This is a genomic window from Amycolatopsis pittospori (assembly GCF_013870525.1).
GTDB classification, from domain to species: domain Bacteria; phylum Actinomycetota; class Actinomycetes; order Mycobacteriales; family Pseudonocardiaceae; genus Amycolatopsis; species Amycolatopsis pittospori.
Genome location: NZ_JACBXD010000008.1, coordinates 72,056 through 92,913 on the forward strand (window position 1 = coordinate 72,056; position 20,858 = coordinate 92,913).

The 20,858-nt window shown below is 68.4% G+C and carries 20 protein-coding genes; 18 read left to right on the forward strand and 2 right to left on the reverse strand.

The features are described 5' to 3' along the window. Positions 1–11 precede the first annotated feature (11 nt). The 7 genes from H5J31_RS06590 to H5J31_RS06620 are packed head-to-tail and all read left to right on the forward strand — an operon-like array spanning position 12 to position 7,361. Positions 12–1,763 (forward strand): ABC transporter substrate-binding protein, encoded by a 1,752-nt coding sequence (locus H5J31_RS06590; RefSeq protein ID WP_181771564.1) that lies wholly within the window; start codon positions 12–14, stop codon positions 1,761–1,763. Further along, positions 1,760–3,040 (forward strand): ATP-grasp domain-containing protein, encoded by a 1,281-nt coding sequence (locus H5J31_RS06595; RefSeq protein ID WP_181771565.1) that lies wholly within the window; start codon positions 1,760–1,762, stop codon positions 3,038–3,040. Before H5J31_RS06590 ends, H5J31_RS06595 begins: the two co-directional genes overlap by 4 nt. Then, positions 3,037–3,498, forward strand: coding sequence for a cobalamin B12-binding domain-containing protein (locus H5J31_RS06600; RefSeq protein ID WP_181771566.1), 462 nt, complete (start codon positions 3,037–3,039; stop codon positions 3,496–3,498). The genes H5J31_RS06595 and H5J31_RS06600 overlap by 4 nt, the downstream gene beginning before the upstream one ends. Next, positions 3,495–4,799 (forward strand): methylaspartate mutase, encoded by a 1,305-nt coding sequence (locus H5J31_RS06605; protein ID WP_181771567.1) that lies wholly within the window; start codon positions 3,495–3,497, stop codon positions 4,797–4,799. The genes H5J31_RS06600 and H5J31_RS06605 overlap by 4 nt, the downstream gene beginning before the upstream one ends. After that, positions 4,799–5,794 carry an asparagine synthetase A gene (locus H5J31_RS06610; protein ID WP_181771568.1) on the forward strand — a complete coding sequence of 332 codons (996 nt, stop codon included), beginning with the start codon at positions 4,799–4,801 and terminating at the stop codon, positions 5,792–5,794. Before H5J31_RS06605 ends, H5J31_RS06610 begins: the two co-directional genes overlap by 1 nt. Further along, positions 5,791–7,035, forward strand: a complete 1,245-nt coding sequence (locus H5J31_RS06615; protein ID WP_181771569.1) for a glutamate synthase-related protein — start codon at positions 5,791–5,793, stop codon at positions 7,033–7,035. Before H5J31_RS06610 ends, H5J31_RS06615 begins: the two co-directional genes overlap by 4 nt. After that, positions 7,032–7,361 carry a hypothetical protein gene (locus tag H5J31_RS06620; RefSeq protein ID WP_181771570.1) on the forward strand — a complete coding sequence of 110 codons (330 nt, stop codon included), beginning with the start codon at positions 7,032–7,034 and terminating at the stop codon, positions 7,359–7,361. The genes H5J31_RS06615 and H5J31_RS06620 overlap by 4 nt, the downstream gene beginning before the upstream one ends. A 408-nt stretch (positions 7,362–7,769) precedes the next feature. Here the strand turns inward: H5J31_RS06620 and H5J31_RS06625 are convergent, their stop codons facing one another. Together H5J31_RS06625 and H5J31_RS06630 are read right to left on the reverse strand one after the other, a co-directional pair. Then, on the reverse strand, positions 7,770–8,120 hold the full coding sequence (locus H5J31_RS06625) for an MmcQ/YjbR family DNA-binding protein (RefSeq protein ID WP_181771571.1): 351 nt from the start codon (positions 8,118–8,120) through the stop codon (positions 7,770–7,772). Further along, entirely contained in the window at positions 8,104–8,820 is a 717-nt protein-coding gene (locus H5J31_RS06630; RefSeq protein WP_181771572.1) for a hypothetical protein, read from the reverse strand. Before H5J31_RS06630 ends, H5J31_RS06625 begins: the two co-directional genes overlap by 17 nt. A 187-nt stretch (positions 8,821–9,007) precedes the next feature. On the opposite strand from H5J31_RS06630, the gene H5J31_RS06635 reads away from it, so the two are divergent. From H5J31_RS06635 to H5J31_RS06685, 11 genes are all read left to right on the forward strand, one after another. Continuing rightward, complete coding sequence (locus H5J31_RS06635) at positions 9,008–10,474, forward strand: NB-ARC domain-containing protein (RefSeq protein ID WP_181771573.1); 1,467 nt, start codon at positions 9,008–9,010, stop codon at positions 10,472–10,474. A gap of 87 nt (positions 10,475–10,561) precedes the next feature. Further along, positions 10,562–12,130 carry a carbamoyltransferase C-terminal domain-containing protein gene (locus tag H5J31_RS06640; protein ID WP_181771574.1) on the forward strand — a complete coding sequence of 523 codons (1,569 nt, stop codon included), beginning with the start codon at positions 10,562–10,564 and terminating at the stop codon, positions 12,128–12,130. A 105-nt stretch (positions 12,131–12,235) separates the two neighbouring features. Beyond that, positions 12,236–13,393, forward strand: a complete 1,158-nt coding sequence (locus H5J31_RS06645; RefSeq protein WP_181771575.1) for an NAD(P)/FAD-dependent oxidoreductase — start codon at positions 12,236–12,238, stop codon at positions 13,391–13,393. Further along, positions 13,390–14,643 carry an ATP-grasp domain-containing protein gene (locus tag H5J31_RS06650; RefSeq protein WP_181771576.1) on the forward strand — a complete coding sequence of 418 codons (1,254 nt, stop codon included), beginning with the start codon at positions 13,390–13,392 and terminating at the stop codon, positions 14,641–14,643. Before H5J31_RS06645 ends, H5J31_RS06650 begins: the two co-directional genes overlap by 4 nt. 43 nt (positions 14,644–14,686) lie before the next feature. Then, positions 14,687–15,535 carry a dimethylargininase gene (ddaH, locus tag H5J31_RS06655; protein ID WP_407925039.1) on the forward strand — a complete coding sequence of 283 codons (849 nt, stop codon included), beginning with the start codon at positions 14,687–14,689 and terminating at the stop codon, positions 15,533–15,535. Positions 15,536–15,545: 10 nt separating this feature from the next. Continuing rightward, the gene (locus H5J31_RS06660) at positions 15,546–16,967 is read left to right on the forward strand and encodes a cation:proton antiporter (RefSeq protein ID WP_181771578.1); all 1,422 of its coding nucleotides are present in this window, start codon (positions 15,546–15,548) and stop codon (positions 16,965–16,967) included. 6 nt (positions 16,968–16,973) lie between these two features. After that, on the forward strand, positions 16,974–17,987 hold the full coding sequence (locus H5J31_RS06665; RefSeq protein ID WP_181771579.1) for a TauD/TfdA family dioxygenase: 1,014 nt from the start codon (positions 16,974–16,976) through the stop codon (positions 17,985–17,987). Positions 17,988–18,135: 148 nt separating this feature from the next. Then, positions 18,136–18,363: a hypothetical protein gene (locus H5J31_RS06670; protein WP_181771580.1), complete on the forward strand. Its 228-nt coding sequence runs from the start codon at positions 18,136–18,138 to the stop codon at positions 18,361–18,363. A 61-nt stretch (positions 18,364–18,424) separates the two neighbouring features. Next, the gene (locus H5J31_RS06675; RefSeq protein WP_181771581.1) at positions 18,425–19,477 is read left to right on the forward strand and encodes an FUSC family protein; all 1,053 of its coding nucleotides are present in this window, start codon (positions 18,425–18,427) and stop codon (positions 19,475–19,477) included. Between the two features lie 63 nt (positions 19,478–19,540). Further along, a complete protein-coding gene (locus H5J31_RS06680; protein WP_328701396.1) occupies positions 19,541–19,828 on the forward strand; it encodes a PhoU domain-containing protein in 288 nt (95 codons plus the stop codon). Positions 19,829–19,939: 111 nt separating this feature from the next. Further along, complete coding sequence (locus tag H5J31_RS06685; protein ID WP_236004781.1) at positions 19,940–20,800, forward strand: glycosyltransferase family protein; 861 nt, start codon at positions 19,940–19,942, stop codon at positions 20,798–20,800. The last annotated feature ends 58 nt before the right edge of the window (positions 20,801–20,858 follow it).

The window sequence follows — 20,858 nt, forward strand, 5'->3', positions numbered from 1 at the left end:
AAACGAAAGCCATGACGGACAAGCCGATCAAGGGCGGCGTGGCGACCTGGGCCTGCCTGCCCGGGTTCCCGCCCGCGGTGATCTTCCCGTTCACCCCGGGCGAGCGCTTCGGCGTGCGGAACCTCTACGAATTCCAGATGCTGATGTACCGGCCGCTCTACTGGCTGGGCCGGGACGGCGCGCCGGAGATCGACTACGACCTCAGCGTCGGCGAAGAGCCGGTGTGGGACGAGACCGGCCGCACCTGCACCGTCCGGATCAAACCGTGGAAGTGGTCCAACGGCGAGACGGTCAACGCGGACAACGTCATCTTCTGGATGAACATGCTGAAGGTGAAGGGGCCGAAGTTCGGTGCCTACTCCGAGGGGTACTTCCCGGACAACCTGGTGTCGTTCGAGAAGGTCGCCGACGACAAGGTGAGTTTCACCTTCGACAAGGCGTACTCGAAGAACTGGGTGCTGCTGAACCAGCTCACCATGATCACACCGATGCCGAAGGCGTGGGACCGCACCGCGGACGGTCCCGCCGACGCCACGCACGACATCGATCAGGCCGAAGCCGTCTACGAGTTCCTGATGGCGGAGAACGGCGACCCGGTCGCCGAGGACAACAGCCATCGCACGCGCTGGGCGGCCAGTCCTGTGTGGAGTGTGGTGAACGGGCCGTGGCGGCTGAAGAGCTACACGGAGGAAGGCGTCATCACCTTCGTCCCGAACGAGCACTACAGCGGCCCGAACCCGCCGCATCTCGACGAACTGCGCCAGGTCTCGACGACGTCGGACGAGCAGCAGTACGAACTGCTGAAGTCGGGCGACGTCCAGGTCGGCTTCCTCCCGCCGGGGATGGGCGTCCAGCCGGACGGCGACCCGACCAAGGGCGGGCCGAACCCGCTGGGGGACGGCTTCCAGCTGGAGCCGCAGATCCTGTTCAACATCAACTTCATGGCGGTGAACTTCAGCAACCCGACGGTCGCCGGCAAGCTGATCGGGCAGCCGTACGTCCGGCAGGCGCTGCAGAGCTGTTTCGACCAGGAGTACGGCGCCCGCGAGGTCTACCAGGGCTACGGCTGGAGCCAGACCGGGTCGATCCCGGTGCTGCCCAAGAGCGACCTCGTGTCGCCGAAGATCACCGAACGCGGTGGTTTCTGGCCGTTCGACCTGGAGAAGGCGCGGACGCTGCTGGCCGAGAACGGGTGGGACGTCAGCGCTTCCCCCGCGGTCTGCGTCCGGCCCGGCACCGGCCCCGGTGAGGCGGGCGAAGGTATCCCGGCCGGGACCGAGCTGAGCTTCTCCCTGCGTTACTGGGAAGGGCGTCCGTCGCTGGCGCGGCTCATGGCGCAGTTCCGGGACGACGCGAGCAAGGCCGGCATCGAGATCCGCCTGGAAGAGGTGATGGGTTCGGTCCTGGTGGCGGAGGACGGGCCGGGTGAGAAACGGATGTGGGAGCTGTCCTGCTGGGGCGGCGGCTGGGTCTACAACTACCCGACCGGCGAGAACCTCTTCCAGAGCGGCGCGGCCTGCAACTTCAGCAACTACCGCGACGCCAGGGCGGACGAGCTCATCGCGAAGACCGTCACCACGGACTCCCTCGAAGCGCTGTACGAGTACCAGGAGTACATCGCCGACCAGGCCCCGGTGATCTTCATGCCGACGTTCCCGCGGCGGCTGTTCGAGGTCGCCGGGAACCTGCGCGGATTCGCGCCGCTGAATCCGTACGGGCTGATCAACCCGGAGAACTGGTACTACGTCCAGGACGAATCATGACGCGCCCGGTGGTCCTGGTCGGGTTCGTGGCCGCCGCGCTGGGTTCGTCCATCAAGGACTTCCAGCAGGACGGCACGGTGATCTTCGTCGAGGAGCCCGACGTCGTCCGCAAACGCAACGCACGGGAGACGGTGGCCGGCTCGGCGCTGGTGCGCGAGCTGATCGAGTGGGAATTCCATCTCCCGGGCAAGGCCGACGAGTTCTACCATCTGCACCGCGACCTGGACCCGGCCGCGGTGGTGCCGCTGACCGAGTACGCGACACCGTTCGCGGCCCGGCTCGCCGAGCGCTACGGGCTGCCCGGCGCGGGATTCGGCGCGGCGCAGATCCTGCGGGACAAGGCGGTGCTGCGTCAGGTCAGCCGGGCGGCGGGGATCGCGAACCCGGAGTCGGCGCGGGTCGAAGGCCCCGAAGACGTCCGCGCGTTCCTGGCGGAGCATCCGGGGAAGATCGTGCTGAAGCCCGCGAACCGGCAGGCGTCGGTGGGCACGCAGGTGATCACCGACGCCGCCGAGATCGACCAGGCGTGGGAGAACTGCACCGAACAGGACGAGGGCGTCTTCGTCCCGGACCGCGCGATGGACCTGCGGATGCTGGCCGAGCGGTTCGTGGAGGGCGACGAGTACAGCGTCGAAATGCTGCTGCGGGACGGCGAACCGCTGTTCGCCAACGTCACCGGCAAACGGCTGTTCCCCGGGCCGCGTCCGGTGGAACTCGCGCATATCGTCCCCGCCGACATCCCGGACGAGCTGACCACGCTGCTGAACGAGGAGACGCGGCGGCTCACCGGCGCGGCCGGGTTCCGGACCGGGATCGTCCACTGTGAATGGATCGTCTCGGACGGCGTCCCGTACCTGGTCGAATGCGCCGGCCGGTTCGCGGGCGACGGCATCATCGAGCTGATCCAGCGCGCCTACCCGGTGGAGCTCAACCGCGCCTACTTCGCGGTGATGAAGGACGAGCCGGTCATGGACACGTTGCCGCGCAAGGCCGAAGGAGGGGCCGCCGTGCGGTTCCTGTCCATCGAGCCCGGCGTCATCGAGGACGTGCGCGGCGTCGAGAAGGCGTCGCAAGCCGAGGGCGTGTTCATGTGCGACGTCGGTGTTTCGGCCGGTGACCGGTTCGACGGGCTGAAGAGCTCGTGGGACCGCGTCGGCGATCTGATGGTGACGGCGGACAGCCCGGCGAAGGCCTTGCGCCTGGCCGAAGAGGCGGTCGCGCTGATCGAGATCGACGTGCGGCCGGACGGTGAGGAGAGGGAGAAAGCCGCGCCATGAGCATCGAAGCCGTCCAGCCCGCCCTCCCGGACGCCGGACTCGACGTGATCGTCACCGGGCTCTCGTCCGACGCGCACACCTGGAACCTGGTGTACCTGGAGCTGTTGCTGGAGGAACTGGGCTGCCGGGTGACCAATCTCGGCGCCTGCGTCCCGGACGCGACGATCGTGGGCGAATGCGCCGTCCGCCGTCCGGACCTGGTGGTGATCAGCAGCCTCAACGGGCACGGCTGCCAGGACGGGGTCCGGCTGATGGACACCTTCCGGGCGCATCCGGCGCTGGTCACGATGCCGGTCGTCATCGGGGGGAAGCTCGACGTCATCGGCGGGAGCAACGCCGCGCGGCTGGTGGAGGCCGGTTTCGACGCGGTGTTCGAGGACTCCGGCGGGCTGAGCCCGTTCCGGACGTTCATCCACACCCTGGCCGTGCGTACCGGTGTCCCGCTGGGTGCCGGATGAGCGTGCTCGCCCCGCGACGGGGACTTTCGTTCGGCGAGGTGGTCTCGCGCCACCACGCCCAGGGGGACCTGGTCGTCCAGCCCCGGATGGGGTTCGCCGATCCGGAACGGATGACCCGGGGGCTGCTGGCGACCAGGGCGGCGCGGGCCGCGACGGTCGGCACCATCACGATCGACAGCTACACCCGGGTCGGCGACCACGAGGCGGCGCGGAAGGCGCTGGCCGCCGATGCCGACCTCAACGGGTACCCGCTCGTCGACCACGACCCCGCGACGACGACGGCGTTGCTCGACGGCGTGCTCGCCAGGGACTTCCCGGTGCAGATCCGGCACGGTTCGGCGGACCCCCGCCGGATCGTGCGGACGCTGCTGGACTTCGGCCTGCACGCGACCGAGGGCGGACCCGTCTCGTACTGCCTGCCCTACAGCCGGATGCCGCTTTCGGCGGCCGTCGACAACTGGCGTCGGTGCTGCGAAACGCTGGCGGAGGCCAGAAGTCCGTGGCTGGAGCCGCATCTGGAGACGTTCGGCGGCTGCATGATGGGGCAGCTGTGCCCGCCCGCGCTCCTGGTCGCGCTCAGCGTGCTGGAGGGGATGTTCTTCTGGCGGCACGGCGTCCGCTGCATCTCCTTCAGCTACGCGCAGCAGACGCACGCCGGCCAGGACGAGGAGGCCGTCGCCGCGCTGCACGCCCTCATCAGGGAGTACGTACCGCATGCGCGGACGCATGTGGTGATCTACGGCTACATGGGCGTCTACCCGAGGACCCCCGGCGGCGCGCTCGCGCTGATCGCGGAGTCCGCGCGGCTGGCCGCCCGCACCGGCGCGAGCAGGCTGATCGTCAAGACCACCGCCGAAGCGCACCGGCTGCCGACCGTGGCGGAGAACGTGACCGCCCTCGAACACGCCGCCGGCGCCGCCAAGGGCGTCTCGCGGATCGGGCACCTCGGCGACACCGGGATCCACGCGCAGGCGAAGGCGTTGGTGGACAACGTCCTCTCGCTCGACGGCGATCTCGGCCGCGCGCTGGTCACCGCGTTCGCGCGGGGGCAGCTGGACGTCCCGTTCTGCCTGCACCCGGACAACGCCGGCCGCGCGCGGGGCAGGCTGGACCCCAGCGGGCGCCTGGAATGGCAGCGGATCGGCGCGATGCCGCTGAGGGATCTCGTCGACCTGCCCGCGGACCGGCGGATGACGTCGGGCGACCTGCTGGACGCGCTCCGGTACGTCGAGCGGTCGTTCGACGACCGGTTCGGGATGCCCGGAATCGAGACCGTGCAACTAATTCAGGGGAGTAGATGATGACCGGAACACCGGGCGCGGCACTGCCGCCGGGAACCCGCGAGCACCTGACGTCACCGGTGACGCAGGCGGCGTTGCGCATCCAGAACAGCATCACCGCGGGCACCCGCGAGTACCTCGGCATGAACGGGTTCGTCGAACTGCAGCCGCCGCTGATCGGGCCGGTCACCGACCCGGGATGCCGTGGCGCCAAACAGGTCGACGTCGACTACTACGGGCACAAGTACAAGATGATGACCAGTGTCATCCTGTACAAGCAGGCTTCGCTGCTCGCGTTCGACAAGATCTTCTACGTCGCCCCGAACGTGCGGCTGGAGCCGTTGGAGACCTCGACCACCGGACGTCACCTGGTCGAGTTCACGCAGATCGACGTCGAGGTCGCGCGGGCGAGCCGTGAGGACGTCCTCGACCTCGCACAGGGTCTGCTCCGCCACGTGGTCACGTACACGCTACGAGAGTCCAAAATGGACCTGGCCGCCCTGGGGCGGGATCAGAACGCGTTCACTCCGCTGCTGGAAGAGGACTTCGAGCGGATGACGCATCGCGAGGCGGTGTCGCGGCTGCAGGGACTGCTGCACGGGCAGAGCGCCGACGCGGAGATCGACTGGCAGGGCGAGCGGATCATCTCCGAGCAGACGAACCGGCCGTTCTTCATCGTCGACTATCCCAAGGGGTCGCGCGGGTTCACCGACGGCGAATCGAGCACCGAACCGGGCGTGCTGCGGAACTTCGACCTGGTCGCCTCGGACGGGTACGGCGAGCTGTGCAGTGGCGGTGAGCGCACGCACGAGTACCGGCGGCTCATCGAGCGGATGCGGGAGACGGGGGAGAACCCGGCGAAGTACGCCTGGTACCTCGAGCTCGCGCGCGAAGGCCTGCCGGCGAGCGCCGGGTTCGGCATGGGACTGGAGCGGGTGACGCGGTACCTCGCCGGGCTGGACGCGGTCTGGCAGGCCAACGCGTACCCGAAGCTGCCCGGGATCGCGACGCCGTGATCACCGCACGGCAGCTTCCCGAAGACGCGATCCGCGCCCGGGCGCGTGAAGGCAGCGCGGCGATCTTCCCCGACGTCGGGGGATACGGGCGTTCGTTGTTCGGCGCGGACGTCGACTCGGGTACCGATGAACTCGACCGCGCGCGGATCGTGCCGCCGGTGTTCGTCCCGCGGCGTCTGGAGAAGATGTTCGACCTCGCGCGCGAACCGGTCTACGGCGATGTCGGGCTGCGGACGGTCCTGGGCGGCTTCGTCTCGCCGTCGCCGGTGTTCCTGTGCGCCTTCGGATCCACGCAGGTGGCGGGCAGCGGTCTCGGGATCGCCGCGAGCGAACAGGCGGGCAGGCTCGGGATGCCGATGGTGATCGGCGAGAACGTCGTGCCCATGCACGGATACGGCCGGATGGGCGAAAGCGCCGAGGACGGCCTGCTCGGCCGGATCCGCGCGTACGCCGGTGCCGTGCCGGACGGACTCGGTGGCGTCGTCGTGCAGCAGAGCACCGAGGACGCCGACGCCGAGGTGTGGAACCTCGTCTACAGCGACCCGTCCGCGACGAAACTGCTGGAGAGCGGGCGGCTCGCGTTCGAGCTCAAGGTCGGGCAGGGCGCCAAACCGGGTCTCGGCGGGATGACCGTACTCTCGCGCACGGCCGCCGGCGAGGTCGCCGAACAGTACACAGTGGACGAAACCTTCGGCACGGACACCGCCATGGTGCTGCGCTCCAGCAGCCCCGGCACGTTCACCGGGGAGATCCTGCGCCAGCAGATCCACCTGATGCGCAACAACTACCCGCGGGCCCGCGCCTGGGTGAAACTGCACCCCGGCCGGGACGTCGCCGAAGCGGCCGAGGTCGCCTGGGCCGCGGGAGCGGACGCCGTCACCGTGGACGGTGCCGAAGGCGGCACCGGCTGGGCGCCGTCGGTGTTCCTCGACCAGGTCGGCCTGCCGCTGGTGGAATGCCTGCGCCGGATCGGGAAACACGACGCGTCGCTGCTGGTGTCCGGCCGGATCTGGGAAGGCGGCCGGGCGCTGAAATGCCTCGCCATGGGCGCGTCCGCCGTCGGCCTCGGCCGGGCAGCGCTGCTGGCCGTCGACGAAGACGCGTCCGAAGGACTCGTGCGGCTGGTGCGATGCCTCGACCTCGAACTGAGGCTGCTCACCAGCGCGCTCGGCAAGTACGACCTCGCGGACCTCACCGCGGACGACCTCTGGTTCCCGACTCGGACGGAGCAGAACGGATGATCAACTACGACGGGAAACGGTTCCGCAAGGTCAGCGCCGACCCGAACGCGCCGGTGACGCTGTACCGGCAGAAGGACGACCTCGTCTGGGCCGAACTGACCGGCGGTGGCGTCCGGCTCGGCTCGCTGACCGGGAAATGCGGCGAGGACGGGACGATCGACATGGCCTACACGATGGTGCTGGCCAGCGGACAGGTCGTCTCGGGACACAGCACGAACACGCCGGAGTTCCTGCCGGACGGGCGGATCCGGCTGAACGAGGTGTGGGAGCGATACGGGAGCCACGGTTCACGCGGGACCTCGGCGATCGAGGAGGTCGCCGAGTAGCCGGCCTGCCTGCCGCACTCCGCTCCTGTCTCCCGGCTGCCGGCCGGCGCTCCGGACGCTATGAACGGGCCGTTCCTTGCAAAATTTGCAAGGAACGGCCCGTTCATTGCACGCGCGTCCCCCGCCCACCCACTCGTTGTGCGGGGTCCAGGTCCGTGAAGGCCTCCTTCCCTACGCTCAAGGTAGGGAAGGAGGCCTTCACGGACTTCCGGCGGAGGGAGGCGGCCGGGCCGGGGTGGTCGTGAGTGGCGATTCGGGTTCTAACCCGAATCGCCACTCACGACCACCCGCAGCCCGGGCAGCAGGCCCCCTTTGTCGTGAAAGGGTCTTTTCGGTCGGCCGAAAGGCAATTCACGCGACCGAAAAGGGCAGTCGGAGGGGCTGAACGGCTCACTCCGAAAGGCGTAGTCAGCTCGGGTTCTTTTCCAGGTATTCCGTCCAGACCTTCTTCGGTACGCACATTCGCCACGAGTCGACGATCAGCTCTCGTAACTCCTCGTAATCGATCGCGGACAGCCGGACGCGAACCCACTGATAGCGCATATCGGATGCGATCGGCATCATGAACTTGTCCGGCTCGCCCGCCACCAGTGCTTCCCGCTCTTCTTTGGGATAGCCGAATCCCAGTACGGTTTCGTCGGGCGAGAGCGAAAGGAAGACGATTCGCCCCACCCGGAACTTCACTCGGTCCCGGACCAGCGCCTCATAGGCGCGGGGCAGCTCCGAAGCGATCTTCCTGACGTCATCCCCGGTTGCCATTTTTCCACCATTCTCCGTTTTCTGTTCCCCAGTCACCTCTGTCGCCCATGGTGAAGGCGACGTAAAGGTATTCGTCCAGGATCTTCGCCAGGGGCACCGGCCTGCCCATCAGGGCGGGGATCGCTTCCCCGGAGATCCCGGAAGACCCGGCCTCCGCGATCACCGCGGCGGCCCAGTCGCGGCCGAGGCGCAGGTGCCTGCCGAACGCGGCGCCGTCCCGGTCGCCGTGGAGGGTGGCCGCGATCGCGGCGTCCCACGGCATGATCGTGTTGGGCCGCAACGCATACAGTGCCTTGGCCGCGGCGGTCGGGCCCAGCGTACGCCGCGACCGTCCGGCTGAGACGACGACGCTCGCGAGGTCCGAGTAGGCCTTCGCGGCCGTGTCGATACCGGCATCCGTCAGGTGGACGAGGTCGACGTCCGGCAGGCGGGCGCCCCAGGCTTCCCACCAGGTCCGGACCCCGTCGTCGTAGGGGGCGGGCTCGCCTTCGCGCGGATACCGGATGCGGCATCCCCACGAGTTCAGCCAGCGCAGAAGAATTGTGCGATGAGCGGCCTGTGACAGGTCGATCGCGGAGAGCCCTCTTTTGTCGGCTGTTTCGTGGATCAGCCGGAGCCATGAGGTGTCGGCATTCGCGAAGCCGTTGAACACTTCGGCGGCTCGCCGGAGTTCCGCGAGTGGCGGCAGGGGGTCAGACATGGACGAACCCTATCCGGTGCCACCAAGCAGGTGAATTTCCGCGTCCAACTATTGGACTTTGTACATTGAGTCACCTATTTGTATCTGCTGCATGGTTCATTGGTCCTTTAGGGTTGTGGCCAGGAAGGCCGCAAGGATGTCGGTCACGCAGCGCGATCGCGTTGCCCCATCCAGGGGAGGAGATGGCATGGGCAGACCCGAGCGACCGTTGGACGGCTCCACTGGTCCGATCGCCGCATTCGCTCATGATCTGCGGGTGTTACGGAACCGGGCGGGAAACCCGAGCTACCGGGAACTCGCCCGGACGGCGCTGTTCGCGCCTTCCGTGCTGTCCAGCGCGGCCAGCGGCCACCGGCTGCCCACCCTCGCCGTGACACTGGCGTTCGTGTCCGCGTGCGGCGGGGACCGCGCGGCGTGGGAACGGCGTTGGCGGAGCATCGCCGGGCAGACGGGTGTCGGCGTCGAGGCGCGCGAGGAGCGTGCGCCGGCGCCACCGCAGGCCGAGGTTCCCGTGGACGGCGCGCACGCGCTGGCGTCCGGGGTCATCCACCTCGCCCGTCCGGCGCAGCTGCCCATGGGTTCGAGGACCTTCGTCGGCCGGGAGCGTGATCTGGCCGAAGCCGCCGGGATGATCGGGGCGACCGGGCCGGTCAAAGTGCCGTTGCTCATCAGTGGTCCGATCGGTGTAGGTAAAACGGCCTTCGCCTTGCGGCTGGCCGAAGAGGTCGCCGCGGACTTCCCGGACGGGCAGCTCTACGCGGATCTGAGCAACAGCGGAACCGGTGGCCGGTCGGCCAACGGGATCGTGCGCGGCTTCCTGCGCGCGCTCGGCGTGCCGGCGCACCTCGTACCCGACGACCCGATGCAGCGGATCGGGTTGTACCGATCCCTGTTGGCGGAACGCAGGTTGTTCGTGTTGCTGGCGGGCGTCAGCGACGAAGGTCAGGTACGGCCGCTGCTCGGCCAGGCGCCGCACAGTCAGGTCGTGGTGACCAGCCGCGCCCGGCTGCTCGGCCTGGAGGACACGAACCGTGTCGAGCTGGATACGTTCACGCGCAACGAATCCCTGGAATTGATCGTCCGGATCGCCGGAGCGAACCGGGTCCGCGCCGAACATGACGCGACCGACGCGATCGCCGATCTGTGCGGCGATCTCCCGCTGGCGGTCAACATCGTCGGCCGCAGGATCGCGGCGCGTCCGGAATGGGCGATCGCCTACACGGCGGGCCAGCTCGCCGATCGCGAACGGCTCATGGACAGCCTCTGTGTGGGTGACGTCAATGTGCGCGACCGGTTCACGTCGGCGTACGAACATCTTTCGCCCGCCGGGCGGGAGGCCATCCATCACTTCGGGCAGAGCGGCGCGGGCTGGACGACGTCCATCGGCGTCGCCGCGGCGATGGGCATCATGATCGAAACGGCCGACGAACTCCTCGAATCCGTGGTGGACGCCGGTTTGCTGCAGCGCGCCAACGTGGCCGGCCGCTACGCGGTTTCCCGGTTGGTCAGCGCTTTCGCCGCCGAGCGGCAACGGGATCCGAACCCGCTCGCCGCCGCCGTCCCGATGGCGGGCCGCAGGGCGCGGAAGACCGCGTTCGAGTCGCTGCGCCGCGAGGCCGTGCGCACCCTGCCGGGTGGCTCGTCCGAAGGTTGATTGTTCTCCCCGTGCGGAGCTTCCGGTCAACGGGCCGCGCGGCTTGAATGAATCGACGAATGAAGGCGAGCGAAATTCGGTGACACAATGCTGATTCTGTCCATGAAAGAGGGTCACGATGGCGGGATCGTGGCGATCGAGGACGGCAAGCTGCTGTTCGCGCTGGAGTCGGAAAAGGACAACTACCCGCGCTACGACCGGATCACCGGCGAGCTGATGGCGCGTGCGGCGGGCATGCTCGACAGACAGCCCGACGTGGTCGCGCTCGGCGGCTGGGTCAAGGGCGAGTTCTCGGTGGAACCCCCTTCCCGCACCGGATACTTCGGTGTCGGCGAGGGCGCGGTCTCCGACGAGGCGGGGAAGTTCTTCGGCAAGGACGTGCGCTACTTCTCCTCGACCCACGAGCGCTCGCATATCTACACCTCCCTCGGGATGGCCCCCGCGGCACCCGGCCAGGCGTACTACTCCCTGGTGTGGGAAGGGAACATCGGGGACTTCTACCGGATCGACGAGCGCGGTGAGGCCACTCACCTGCAGCACGTGCTGACCGACCCGGGCGCGAAGTACGCCTACCTGTTCGCCCTGGCGGACCCGAAGTTCCCGCTGGGCAAGGGAAAGTTCCGGTTCAACGACGCGGGCAAGCAGATGGCGCTGACCGGGTTCGCGGAGCCGGGCCCGCTCACACCCGACGAGCAGAAGACCATCGACTTCATCCTCGACCGCGACGGCATCATCCTCGGTCTGTCCAAAGAGGAGATGTCCTGGTCCCATCTGTACAACGCCGGTGTCTGGTCGCAGGAGTACCGCAACGCGGCCGCCAAACACTCGCAGGCGATCTTCGACCGGTTCTACGACTACGCCGCGAAGAACATGACCGAGGGACTGCCTCTGCTGATCTCCGGCGGTTGCGGGCTGAACTGCGACTGGAACCGGTTGTGGCGCGAGAGCGGCCTGTTCTCCTCGGTGTTCGTGCCGCCCTGCCCCAACGACAGCGGTTCCGCGCTGGGCACGGCGATCGACGCGCAGTGGTTCTACACCGGGCAGGCGACCATCGATTGGGACGTCTACGCGGGGGAGAACTTCGTCGAGGACGTCGTCCCGGATCCGGCGAAGTACGAGACGCGGCCGCTCGTGGCGAGCGAGGTCGCGAAGTACATCAAGGACGGCAACATCATCGGCTGGGCCAGGGGCCGGTACGAGATGGGGCCGCGGGCGCTGGGCAACCGGTCCATTCTCGCCGCGCCGTTCACCGTCGACACCACCGTGCGGCTCAACAAGATCAAGCGCCGGGAGGACTACCGCCCGATCGCGCCGATCGCGCTGGAATCCGACGCTCCCCAGTGGTTCGTCGGTTCGGTGCAGGATCCGTACATGCTGTACTTCAACCACGTCACTTCCGACGAGTTGAAGGCCATCACCCATGTCGACGGCACCGCGCGCACCCAGACGGTGACGCGGGAACGCAACGCCGGCATCACGGATCTGCTCGAGGCGTTCCGCGAGCAGACCGGGTTCAGCGTGCTGTGCAACACCTCGCTGAACAACAACGGGCGCGGTTTCCTCAACCGCACCAGTGATCTCATCGAATACGGGGAGACGTACGGCCTCGACGGCTACGTCATCAACGACACGTTCGTGACCCCGCGCAACTCCTGATTCCTTTCGCACCGGGGGTCGTCCCGGACGCCGCGCCTCACCCGGCCGCGGCGTCCGGGCATCCCGTGGTGTCCACCTGAACTTTTCGTCCGGAGGGGGAAGGCCATGCGGATCGTGCTCGCGGGCGGTGGCGTCATCGCGCTGCTGACCGCCGTCGAGTGCGTGTCGGCCGGGCACGAGGTGGTCATCGCCGACCAGGCCGACATCCCGTTCTCCGGCGCGACGTCGTTCGATCGTCACCGGGTCCTGCGCGCCCTGCATTTCGACGATCCCGCCACGACGGCGGCCGCGGTCGGCGCGCATCACGCGTGGATCGAACTCGAACACCTGCTGTCCACGTCGTTCTACGAACAGGTCGGCGCGCTCACCGCGATCGCCGACGGCAAGGCGACGGCCGCGCAGGAACTGCTGACCGCCGCGGGGTCCAAAGCGGAGTTCTTCGGCGCGGGCGAGCTCGCCGCCGAGTTCCCCCACGCCGGGTTCGCCCCTGGCACGGGCGCGGTCCACGAGGCGCACGCCGGGGTCCTGCTCGCGGATCGCGTCCTGGCGGCCTGCGCCGGCTGGCTGCGCTGGCACGCGCACGCCGAACTCCATCCGCACCGCAAGGTGGTCGGGGTCGACGCCGATCGCGCCGAGGTGCGGCTGGCCGACGGCGAGATCCTGCGGGGCGACGCCGTCCTGCTGGCGGCCGGGCCGTGGTCGCGAGACCTGCTGGCGCCCGAGCTGTCCAGGGAACTCGTGCTGCACCGGCAGACGATGCTCTACTGCGACATCCCACCGTCCGACGCCGCCGCGTGGGCGGCCACACCGGCGATCACCTCGCTCGGCACCCCCGGCGGCGCCTGGCTGGTGCCACCGGTCGCCGGGACGCCGTTGAAGCTCAGTGCCGCGAGCGCCTGCCGGGTCGTCGACGAGGTCGGCGGCGGCAGGACGCCCTCCTGGTGGCGCGAGCATCTGATCGACACGTTCGCCGCGCTGATCCCGGGCTTCCGCCGGGACTGGCTGGTCGACACCCGGGACTGCCACTACCTGGCCCGGCGCTCCACCCTCGGCCCGATGCTCGCCATCCTCGGCGACCACGTCCTGTCCTACGCGGCGTGCGGGGGCTCGTCGTTCAAATTCGCCCCGCTGATCGCCCGGTCGCTGGCCGCCCGCCTGACCGGCGCGAACCCGGTCCCCACCGGACTCGAACCGCTCGACCGGCCGCTCGTGCGCGCGTCCGGCATCCACCCAACCCGTCCTGCCCTACGAGGTGTGTCGTGAAACTGCTCGCGCTGGAAGCCAGCCAGAACTCCTACTACTACCTTCCCCGGTATCAGCAGATCGAGGACTTCGGCGGGGTCCTGTACGTGCTCAACGGGATCGGCACGGAGGACCTCTGGCCGTCCGAGCGCTACCGGATCGCCGGCAGCAACCACATCGACGACCTCATCCGCCACGCGAAGGCCTGGCACGCCGAGGAATCCTTCGACGGCGTGCTCACCTTCTCCGAGTCCGGCGTGGTCCTGGTCGCCGCGGTGGCCGACGCGCTCGGCCTGCCCGGGATCGGCGTCGACGCGGCGCGGACCAGCCGGAACAAGCTCATCATGCGGCAGGCACACGAAAAGGGCGGTGCGGCGCATCCGGACTTCCGGTTCGTCGAGGACCTCGACGCGGCCCTGCAGGCCGCCGAAGACTTCGGCTACCCGGTGATCCTGAAGCCGACCCTGGGCGCGGCCAGCAACTTCGTCTTCCGGGTCGACGACGAGGAGAAGATGCGGGAGCGCTACGCACAGGCGCGCGAAGGCATCGATCGGATGACCTGGTACAACATGGAGGCCGAAGGGCTGGACCTCGGCCCGCACGGCCTGCTCGTCGAGTCCTTCTTGGACGGTCATGAGCACCTCATCGAGGCACTCGCCTGGGACGGAGAGGTCTACCTCGGTTCCATTGTGGACCGCGTCACCTCCGAGGGGGAGACCTTCGACGACGACGTGCACCACGCCCCGACGTCGCTCACGCCGGAGCAGGTGGCCGAGGTGCAGGCCGTGGTGGCCGCCGGGGTCCAGTCGCAGGGGATCACCCGCGGCGCACTGCACGCCGAAGTCCGTTTCCACCAGGGAAAGCCGTTCCTGCTGGAGATCGCCGTCCGTCCCGGCGGAGGAGGGCTCGACCATATGGCCCGGCTTTCGGCAGGCTACGACCCGATCAAGGGACTCATGGACGTCTCCCGGGGCGTGCGGCCGGACGTCGATCACTTCACCCCGACCGGAGTGCACACGGCGGCGATGTGCCTGATCTGCCCGGGTGGCGTGATCGAGTCGATCGCCGTCCCGCCGGCGGTGAACAACTCGCAATCCTTGTACTACCTCAAGATCTTCGCGAAGCCGGGTGATCTGATCAAGCGGCCGCCGCTGGGCAACAACATCTTCGGCGGTATCGGCGCGCTCGGTTCGTCGTTCGACGACGCCATGCGGAACGCGAACGACCTGGCCGGGAAGATCGAGGTCAAGCTCAGCGAAACCCAGAAGTAGCAACGAATTCTTTCGACGGATCCGGACCCTTACCCAGGGCCCGGTGGTGGAAGACGCCCAAAATCGCGTGGAGGACAGCGTGTCTCGTACAGCCACTGAACGGCATTATCTGATGGTCAGACCGACGTACTTCGACGTCGAGTATTCGATCAATCCGTGGATGGACCCGAAGAAGCCCACTTACACCGAACTGGCCGTCGCACAGTGGGAGTGGCTGCACGATCTGTACACCGATCTGGGGCACCGCGTCGAAGTGCTCGAACCGGTGCCCGGCCTGCCCGACATGGTGTTCGCCGCCAACGGCGCCACCGTCGTCGACGGTCAGGTGCTCGTCGCACGGTTCCATCACATGCAGCGCGCCGGTGAATCCGAGGCGTACCTGGAGTGGTTCCGGGCGAACGGCTATCGCTATGTGCGGCAAGCGCAGTGGGTCAACGAGGGGGAGGGCGACTACCTCGTCGCCGGGCAGCGGATTCTCGCCGGGACCGGTTTCCGCACGAACCCCGAGGCGCACAACGAATCCCGGGAGTTCTTCGGCCGCGCGGTGATCGGGCTGACCTTGATAGACCCGCGTTATTACCACCTGGACACCGCGCTCGCGGTACTCGACGACGACACGGTCATGTACTACCCGGAGGCGTTCTCGGAGGACAGCCGCCTGGTACTCAAGGAGATGTACCCCGACGCGATCTTGGCCTCGGAGCGCGACGCCGCCGTTTTCGGCCTCAACGCCGTGTCGGACGGAAAGCACGTCGTGCTTCCGCAGGCGGCCACCGGTCTGACCGCGCAATTGCGGGAACACGGTTTCGAACCCATCGGTGCCGATTTGTCCGAATTGCTCAAGGCGGGTGGCAGCGTCAAATGCTGCACGCTGGAATTGCGTGCGGGTTAAGGAGATCTCGATGGAGTCAGCGGTACAGGAGCGGAGCCGGCGAACCACAGTGCGCCGGATCCTCGTCGGGACGGTACTGATCGCGGTGCCGGCGGTGGTGGTCGTCGTCGTGCTCGGGCTGGGTTCGGCCTACGAGCCGGTCGCGGGCACGCCCGCGAAGGCGGCCGCGGGTGGCCCCGACACCTACGCGCGCCTTCTGGTCGCGCTGCCGGTGATCCTCGGCGCCTGTTACCTGGCGGGAGTGCTGGCCAGACGGCTCGGCCAGCCCGCCGTGATCGGTGAGATCGTCGCGGGCATCCTGCTGGGACCGTCCCTGTTCGGGCTGCTCTGGCCCGGCGGGTTCGGCTGGCTGTTCCCCACCGGCGTCGTCTCGGCGATCAACATCCTGTCGCAGCTGGGTTTGATCTTCTTCATGTATCTGGTCGGTTCCGAGATCGACGTCGACGCGGTGCGGCGGCGCGGGTTCACCGCGGTGACGGTCAGCCAGGTCAGCATCGCGCTGCCGATGGTCTCCGGCATCGTCCTCGCGCTCGGCATGTACCCGATCTTCGGCGGTGACGTCAGCTTCCTCGCCTTCGGGCTGTTCATCGCGGTCTCCATGAGCGTGACGGCCTTCCCGGTCCTGGCGAGGATCCTGACCGACCGGGGCATCTCGAAGACCCCGCTGGGCGCGCTCGCGCTCACCTGCGCGGCCGTCGACGACGTCGCCGCGTGGTGTCTCCTCGCCGTGGTGGTCGCGGTCAGCCAGGGCGGCACGCCGTCCGAGGTGTTCCTGACCATCGGGCTCACGATGGTGTTCGTCGTGGTGATGATCTACGTGGTCCGGCCGCTGCTGCTCAAGTTGCTCGCCCGGGTACCCGAGCCCGCGGTGCTGGCGATCCTGCTCGGCGGGATCATGCTGTCCGCGCTGGCCACCAACGAGATCGGCATCCACGCGCTGTTCGGCGCCTTCCTGTTCGGCGTCATCGCGCCGCGGAAGGATCCGGTCGTCGCCCGTGCCGCCGGGAAACTCGGCAGCGTGACTCTGACGCTCCTGCTCCCGCTCTTCTTCGCCTATACCGGACTGCACACCGAGTTCAGCCTGCTCGGCTCCGGTTCGATGTGGCTGTGGACCGTGGTGATCACGGCGGTGGCGGTGTTCGGCAAATGGGTCGGCAGCACCACGGCGGCACGGCTGACCGGCGTCGGCTGGCGCGAATCGATGTCACTCGGGGCGCTGATGAACTGCCGGGGCTTGACCGAACTGGTGGTGCTCAACGTCGGGCTCCAGTTGAAGGTGATCAGTCCGACGGTGTTCGCGATGCTCGTGATCATGACGCTGGTCTCGACGATCGCCACCGCGCCCGCGCTCACCCTGATCGCCAAGTTCCGGAACAAGTCCGAAAAGGACTCGGAGAAGACCGTCGATCCAGCGGCGGCGGAAAGTAGATAGGACGCCATGACCAGCAAGCAGGAAACCCTTGTCAGCACGTTCGCCGAGGTCGTCCTCGCCGACGAGGTCCGGGAGACCATCGGAAGCGAACTGCGGACCTTCCCGAACCCCGTCGACGACATCGACCGCTCGCTGGCGATGCTCCGGGTGGCCTTCTCACGGCTGCCCATCGACCAGCTGCAGACGATCCTGGACTTCGGCAGGCACGTCGACACGCCCGGCGTCGCACTCGTGCGCAACCTGCCGGTGGACCCGGAACTGCCGGAGACCCCGATCGACGGCGAGCCCAGCAAGGACAAGAAGACCTTCGTCGCCGAGACCGTCCTTTTGGGACTGAGCCAGCTGCTCGGCGAGCCGGTCGGTTTCACCACCGAGAAGAGCGGGCGTCTCGTACACGACGTCGTCCCGGTGTCGGCTGGGGCGCGAAGCCAGACCAATCAGAGCTCGCATGTGTTCCTGAACTTCCACAACGACATCGTGCACGACGAGGTCGGCCGGTACGACGTGTCCAATCCGGACTTCCTGGTGCTGAACTGCGTTCGCCAGGACGGGAACAAGGAAGCCGTCACCTATTACGCCGACGGCCGGGACATCTCGGCGGCCCTGAGCCCCGAGGTCCTAGAGACCCTGCGCCGTCCGCTGTTCCGGCTCAACGCGCCCGGCAGCTACGTGCGCGATGTCGCGAAGGGCGCCGACGTACTGTCGGACCTGGTGCCGGTCATCTCCGGGCCGGCGGACTCGCCCGAGGTGGCCGTCTCGGCCAACGGCGTGGTGGGGGAGACCGTCGAGGCCGAGCAGGCGCTGGAGGAACTGCAGCGGATCTGCCGCGAGGTCGCGCACCAGGTCAAACTGGAGCCGGGCACCGCGCTGCTGATCAACAACCGCAAGGGCCTGCACGCGCGTTCGCAGTTCTTCGCGCGGCACAACGGGCGGGACCGGTGGCTGCAACGCACCTACATCCGGCGCAGCCTGTGGACGATCCGGTACCGGGGCACGGCCGAAGACCGGCGGGTGCACTGAGAAGGGGTAAGGCAGACGTGTCGTGGCCGGTGCCGGTCGTCGGGTCCGGCGCCGTGGCGGGTGTTGCGACGAGTGTTGCGAAAGCCACTTTCGCAACCTTCAACGTTGCGAAAGTGGCTTCGCAACACTCCCGCGGGACGTGACTCGCGTGTCGGGCCCCCACTCGAGGTGTACGGCTCCGATCACCTACGCCGGTGGTGCGCGCATCTATGCCATTTCACTGGGTTTGGGCTGCGAAGACGACTATTCGACGTACACGGTCAGCCACCTCGAACGTGACGCCGAAGGCCTCACCGCCCTCGACGTGACGTTCGAACAGCTTTGCGGTGACCCCACCGCACCCGCGCTGCGTGGCGAGGTCCACTACCGGCGCTGAGACCGGCGCCGCGGTTTCGCCGGGTGGCCGGACCGGGTAGCCGGGGCACGAGGAGGTGCCCATGACTACAACGGGCCGGACATCGGCGTACGCCTGGTTTCGCCGGGCGATGCGGCTCCCGGGTGAGGAACGACGGAGTCTCGTCCAGACCGCGAAGGCCGCGGCGGCCGCCGTGATCGCGTGGATCGTCGCGACGTCGGTCCTGCACCTGCCGCAGCCGTTCCTGGCTCCGTACGCGGCCGTGTTCCTGGTGCAGGCCACCGTCTACCGGTCTTTGCGTGGCTGGGCACAGCAGGTCGGCGCGGTCGGGGCCGGCGTACTCCTCGCGGCGTGCGCCGGTCACTTCATCCCATCGGTGACGGTGGCGCTCGGAGTGGTCATCTTCGCCGGACTCCTGATCGGTTCGTGGCAGGGCTTCGGTGATTCGGGCATCTGGGTCGGGATCACCGGCATGCTGCTGATCTCCTACGGCAACGCGACCGAACCCGTCCTGCTCGCCGACAGGCTGCTGGAAACCGCGCTGGGCGCGGCGATCGGCGCGGTGCTCAACGCGGTCGTCCTGCCGCCACTGCACGGTGAACGCCTGTGGTCCGCGACGTCCCGGCTCGCGTCGGCCATCGAGGACGTCCTGAAGGAGACCGCCGCATTGGTCCGCGGCGGAGAGCCGCCCGAAGCGGCGGATCATCTGGACCGGCGTATGCGCGACGTCCGGAGCCTGGCGGCCGAAGCCGAGGACGCGATCGGCTGGCAGCGGGAGGGCCGGTACCTGAATCTGCGTCGACGGCGTGAGGTGCGGGAGGAGCCGCTGGCGAACCTCGTTTCCCTGTGGCCGCCGCTCGCCCAGCTGATCGACGCGGTCAGCGAGGCGGCCCGGAGCGAGCAGCCGTTCCGGCATCCCGGGGAATACGCGCGCGGGGTGGTCGGCGACCTGCTCGAGACGCTCGCGGAGGTGGCTCGTTCGGGTGATCCGGACAAGCTGGAGCGCTGCCGGACGCTGGTCGAAGAGATCGACCAGCTGCTCGTCACGCCCACGGACGAAGTGACGACGTCGATCGGGCTCGGCGCGATGGCGCTGCCCGCCCGCCGTCTCGTCCAGCGCCTCGACGCCGGTTAAGCCGGAACCACAGCGGGTAGCCCTACCCATGACGAAGGGAATACGGGCCACAAGGGCGAGACCGTGAACGAGAAGGAACTGCTGCGGCCCGAGTTCACCGTCCCGATCGGGCTTTCCGGTCGCTTCGGCGAGATGGCCGGGCTGGTCTGTTCGATGGCGGAGGATCTCGGCAAGGCGTTCGAGGGACCGACGACCGAGGTGTTCCAGTCCCTGGCCCGATCCGACCAGCGCGTCGACGCGCTCTACGAGGAACTGATGGAACTGGTCACCGGGCAGGACTGGATCGACGGCGTCGCGCCCGCCGGCGAACTGCCCGAGTCGGCCGTGCGGGACGCTTCCGCCCGGTCGTGAGTGTTTTGGGTCGTTAGAACGACCCAAAACACTCACGAGTCCCCGGACAGCCGGCTCTCCCGCAACAGGTTCGCGAGGTGTGAACCCGGCCAGGCGGGGTAAGCGTCGGGTATGCGAGCTTTGGTGATCGGATGGGCGAGTTTCCGTGACGGTGGCGCTTCCGCGGGGGACGTTCTCGGTATGCGCAGGGTCGGCGTGGCCCTTTCCGCCGCGGGAATGCCTCACGACCTAGCGTGGAGCCCCGCCTGCCGACGGGAAGGCCTGGCTTACGAGGAGGCGGATCCGGCGCGCTACAGCCATGTCGTGTTCGCCGGTGGCCCTGTCCACGGGTGGCAGATCCGCGAGGTGCACCGGCGGTTCGCGCACTGTTCGCGGATCGCCGTCGGCGTCTCGGTGGACGACCCGGACGACGAGACGGTCGCCGGCTTCGAGGAGGTGCTGGCCGGGGCGCACCCCGGGATCGCCACCCCGGACCTGGCGGTCGGCGCCCCGACCGACGAGGTCCTGGTGGTGGGGGTGATCCTCGGGCCGGAGCCCGGCCCCGTGCGGGCCTCGGTGACGAAATGGCTCGCCGGACTCGACTGCGGCCGGGTCCCGCTCGACCCGCGTCTGGCGGCTTCCGACTGGGAACACTGTGCGACACCTGATCAATTCACCTCGATCCTGTCCCATTTGGACGTCGCGGTCACCACCCGCCCGGACGGGCTGGTGCTGGGACTCCGCGCGGGGATCCCGGTGCTGGCCGTCGACCCGGTCGACGGCGGTGGCGCGGTGACCGCGCAGGCCGACGCGCTGGGCTGGCCCGCGCTCGTGCCCGCGGACGAGGCGAGAGAGCCGGAGATCCTCGATTCCTGGTGGCGCTGGTGTTCGTCGGTTCAGGGCCGGGCGGTGGCGGCGTTGCGGGCGCTGCCGGTGGACGACGGCACGATGCGGGACATGCTCAAGGCGCTCAAGGCCGGATCGGCCGGGTAGCCGGAGGTTTATCGCCGCCAAAGCGGGTAACCCGCCGGATAGCGGCCGGCGTAGCGAG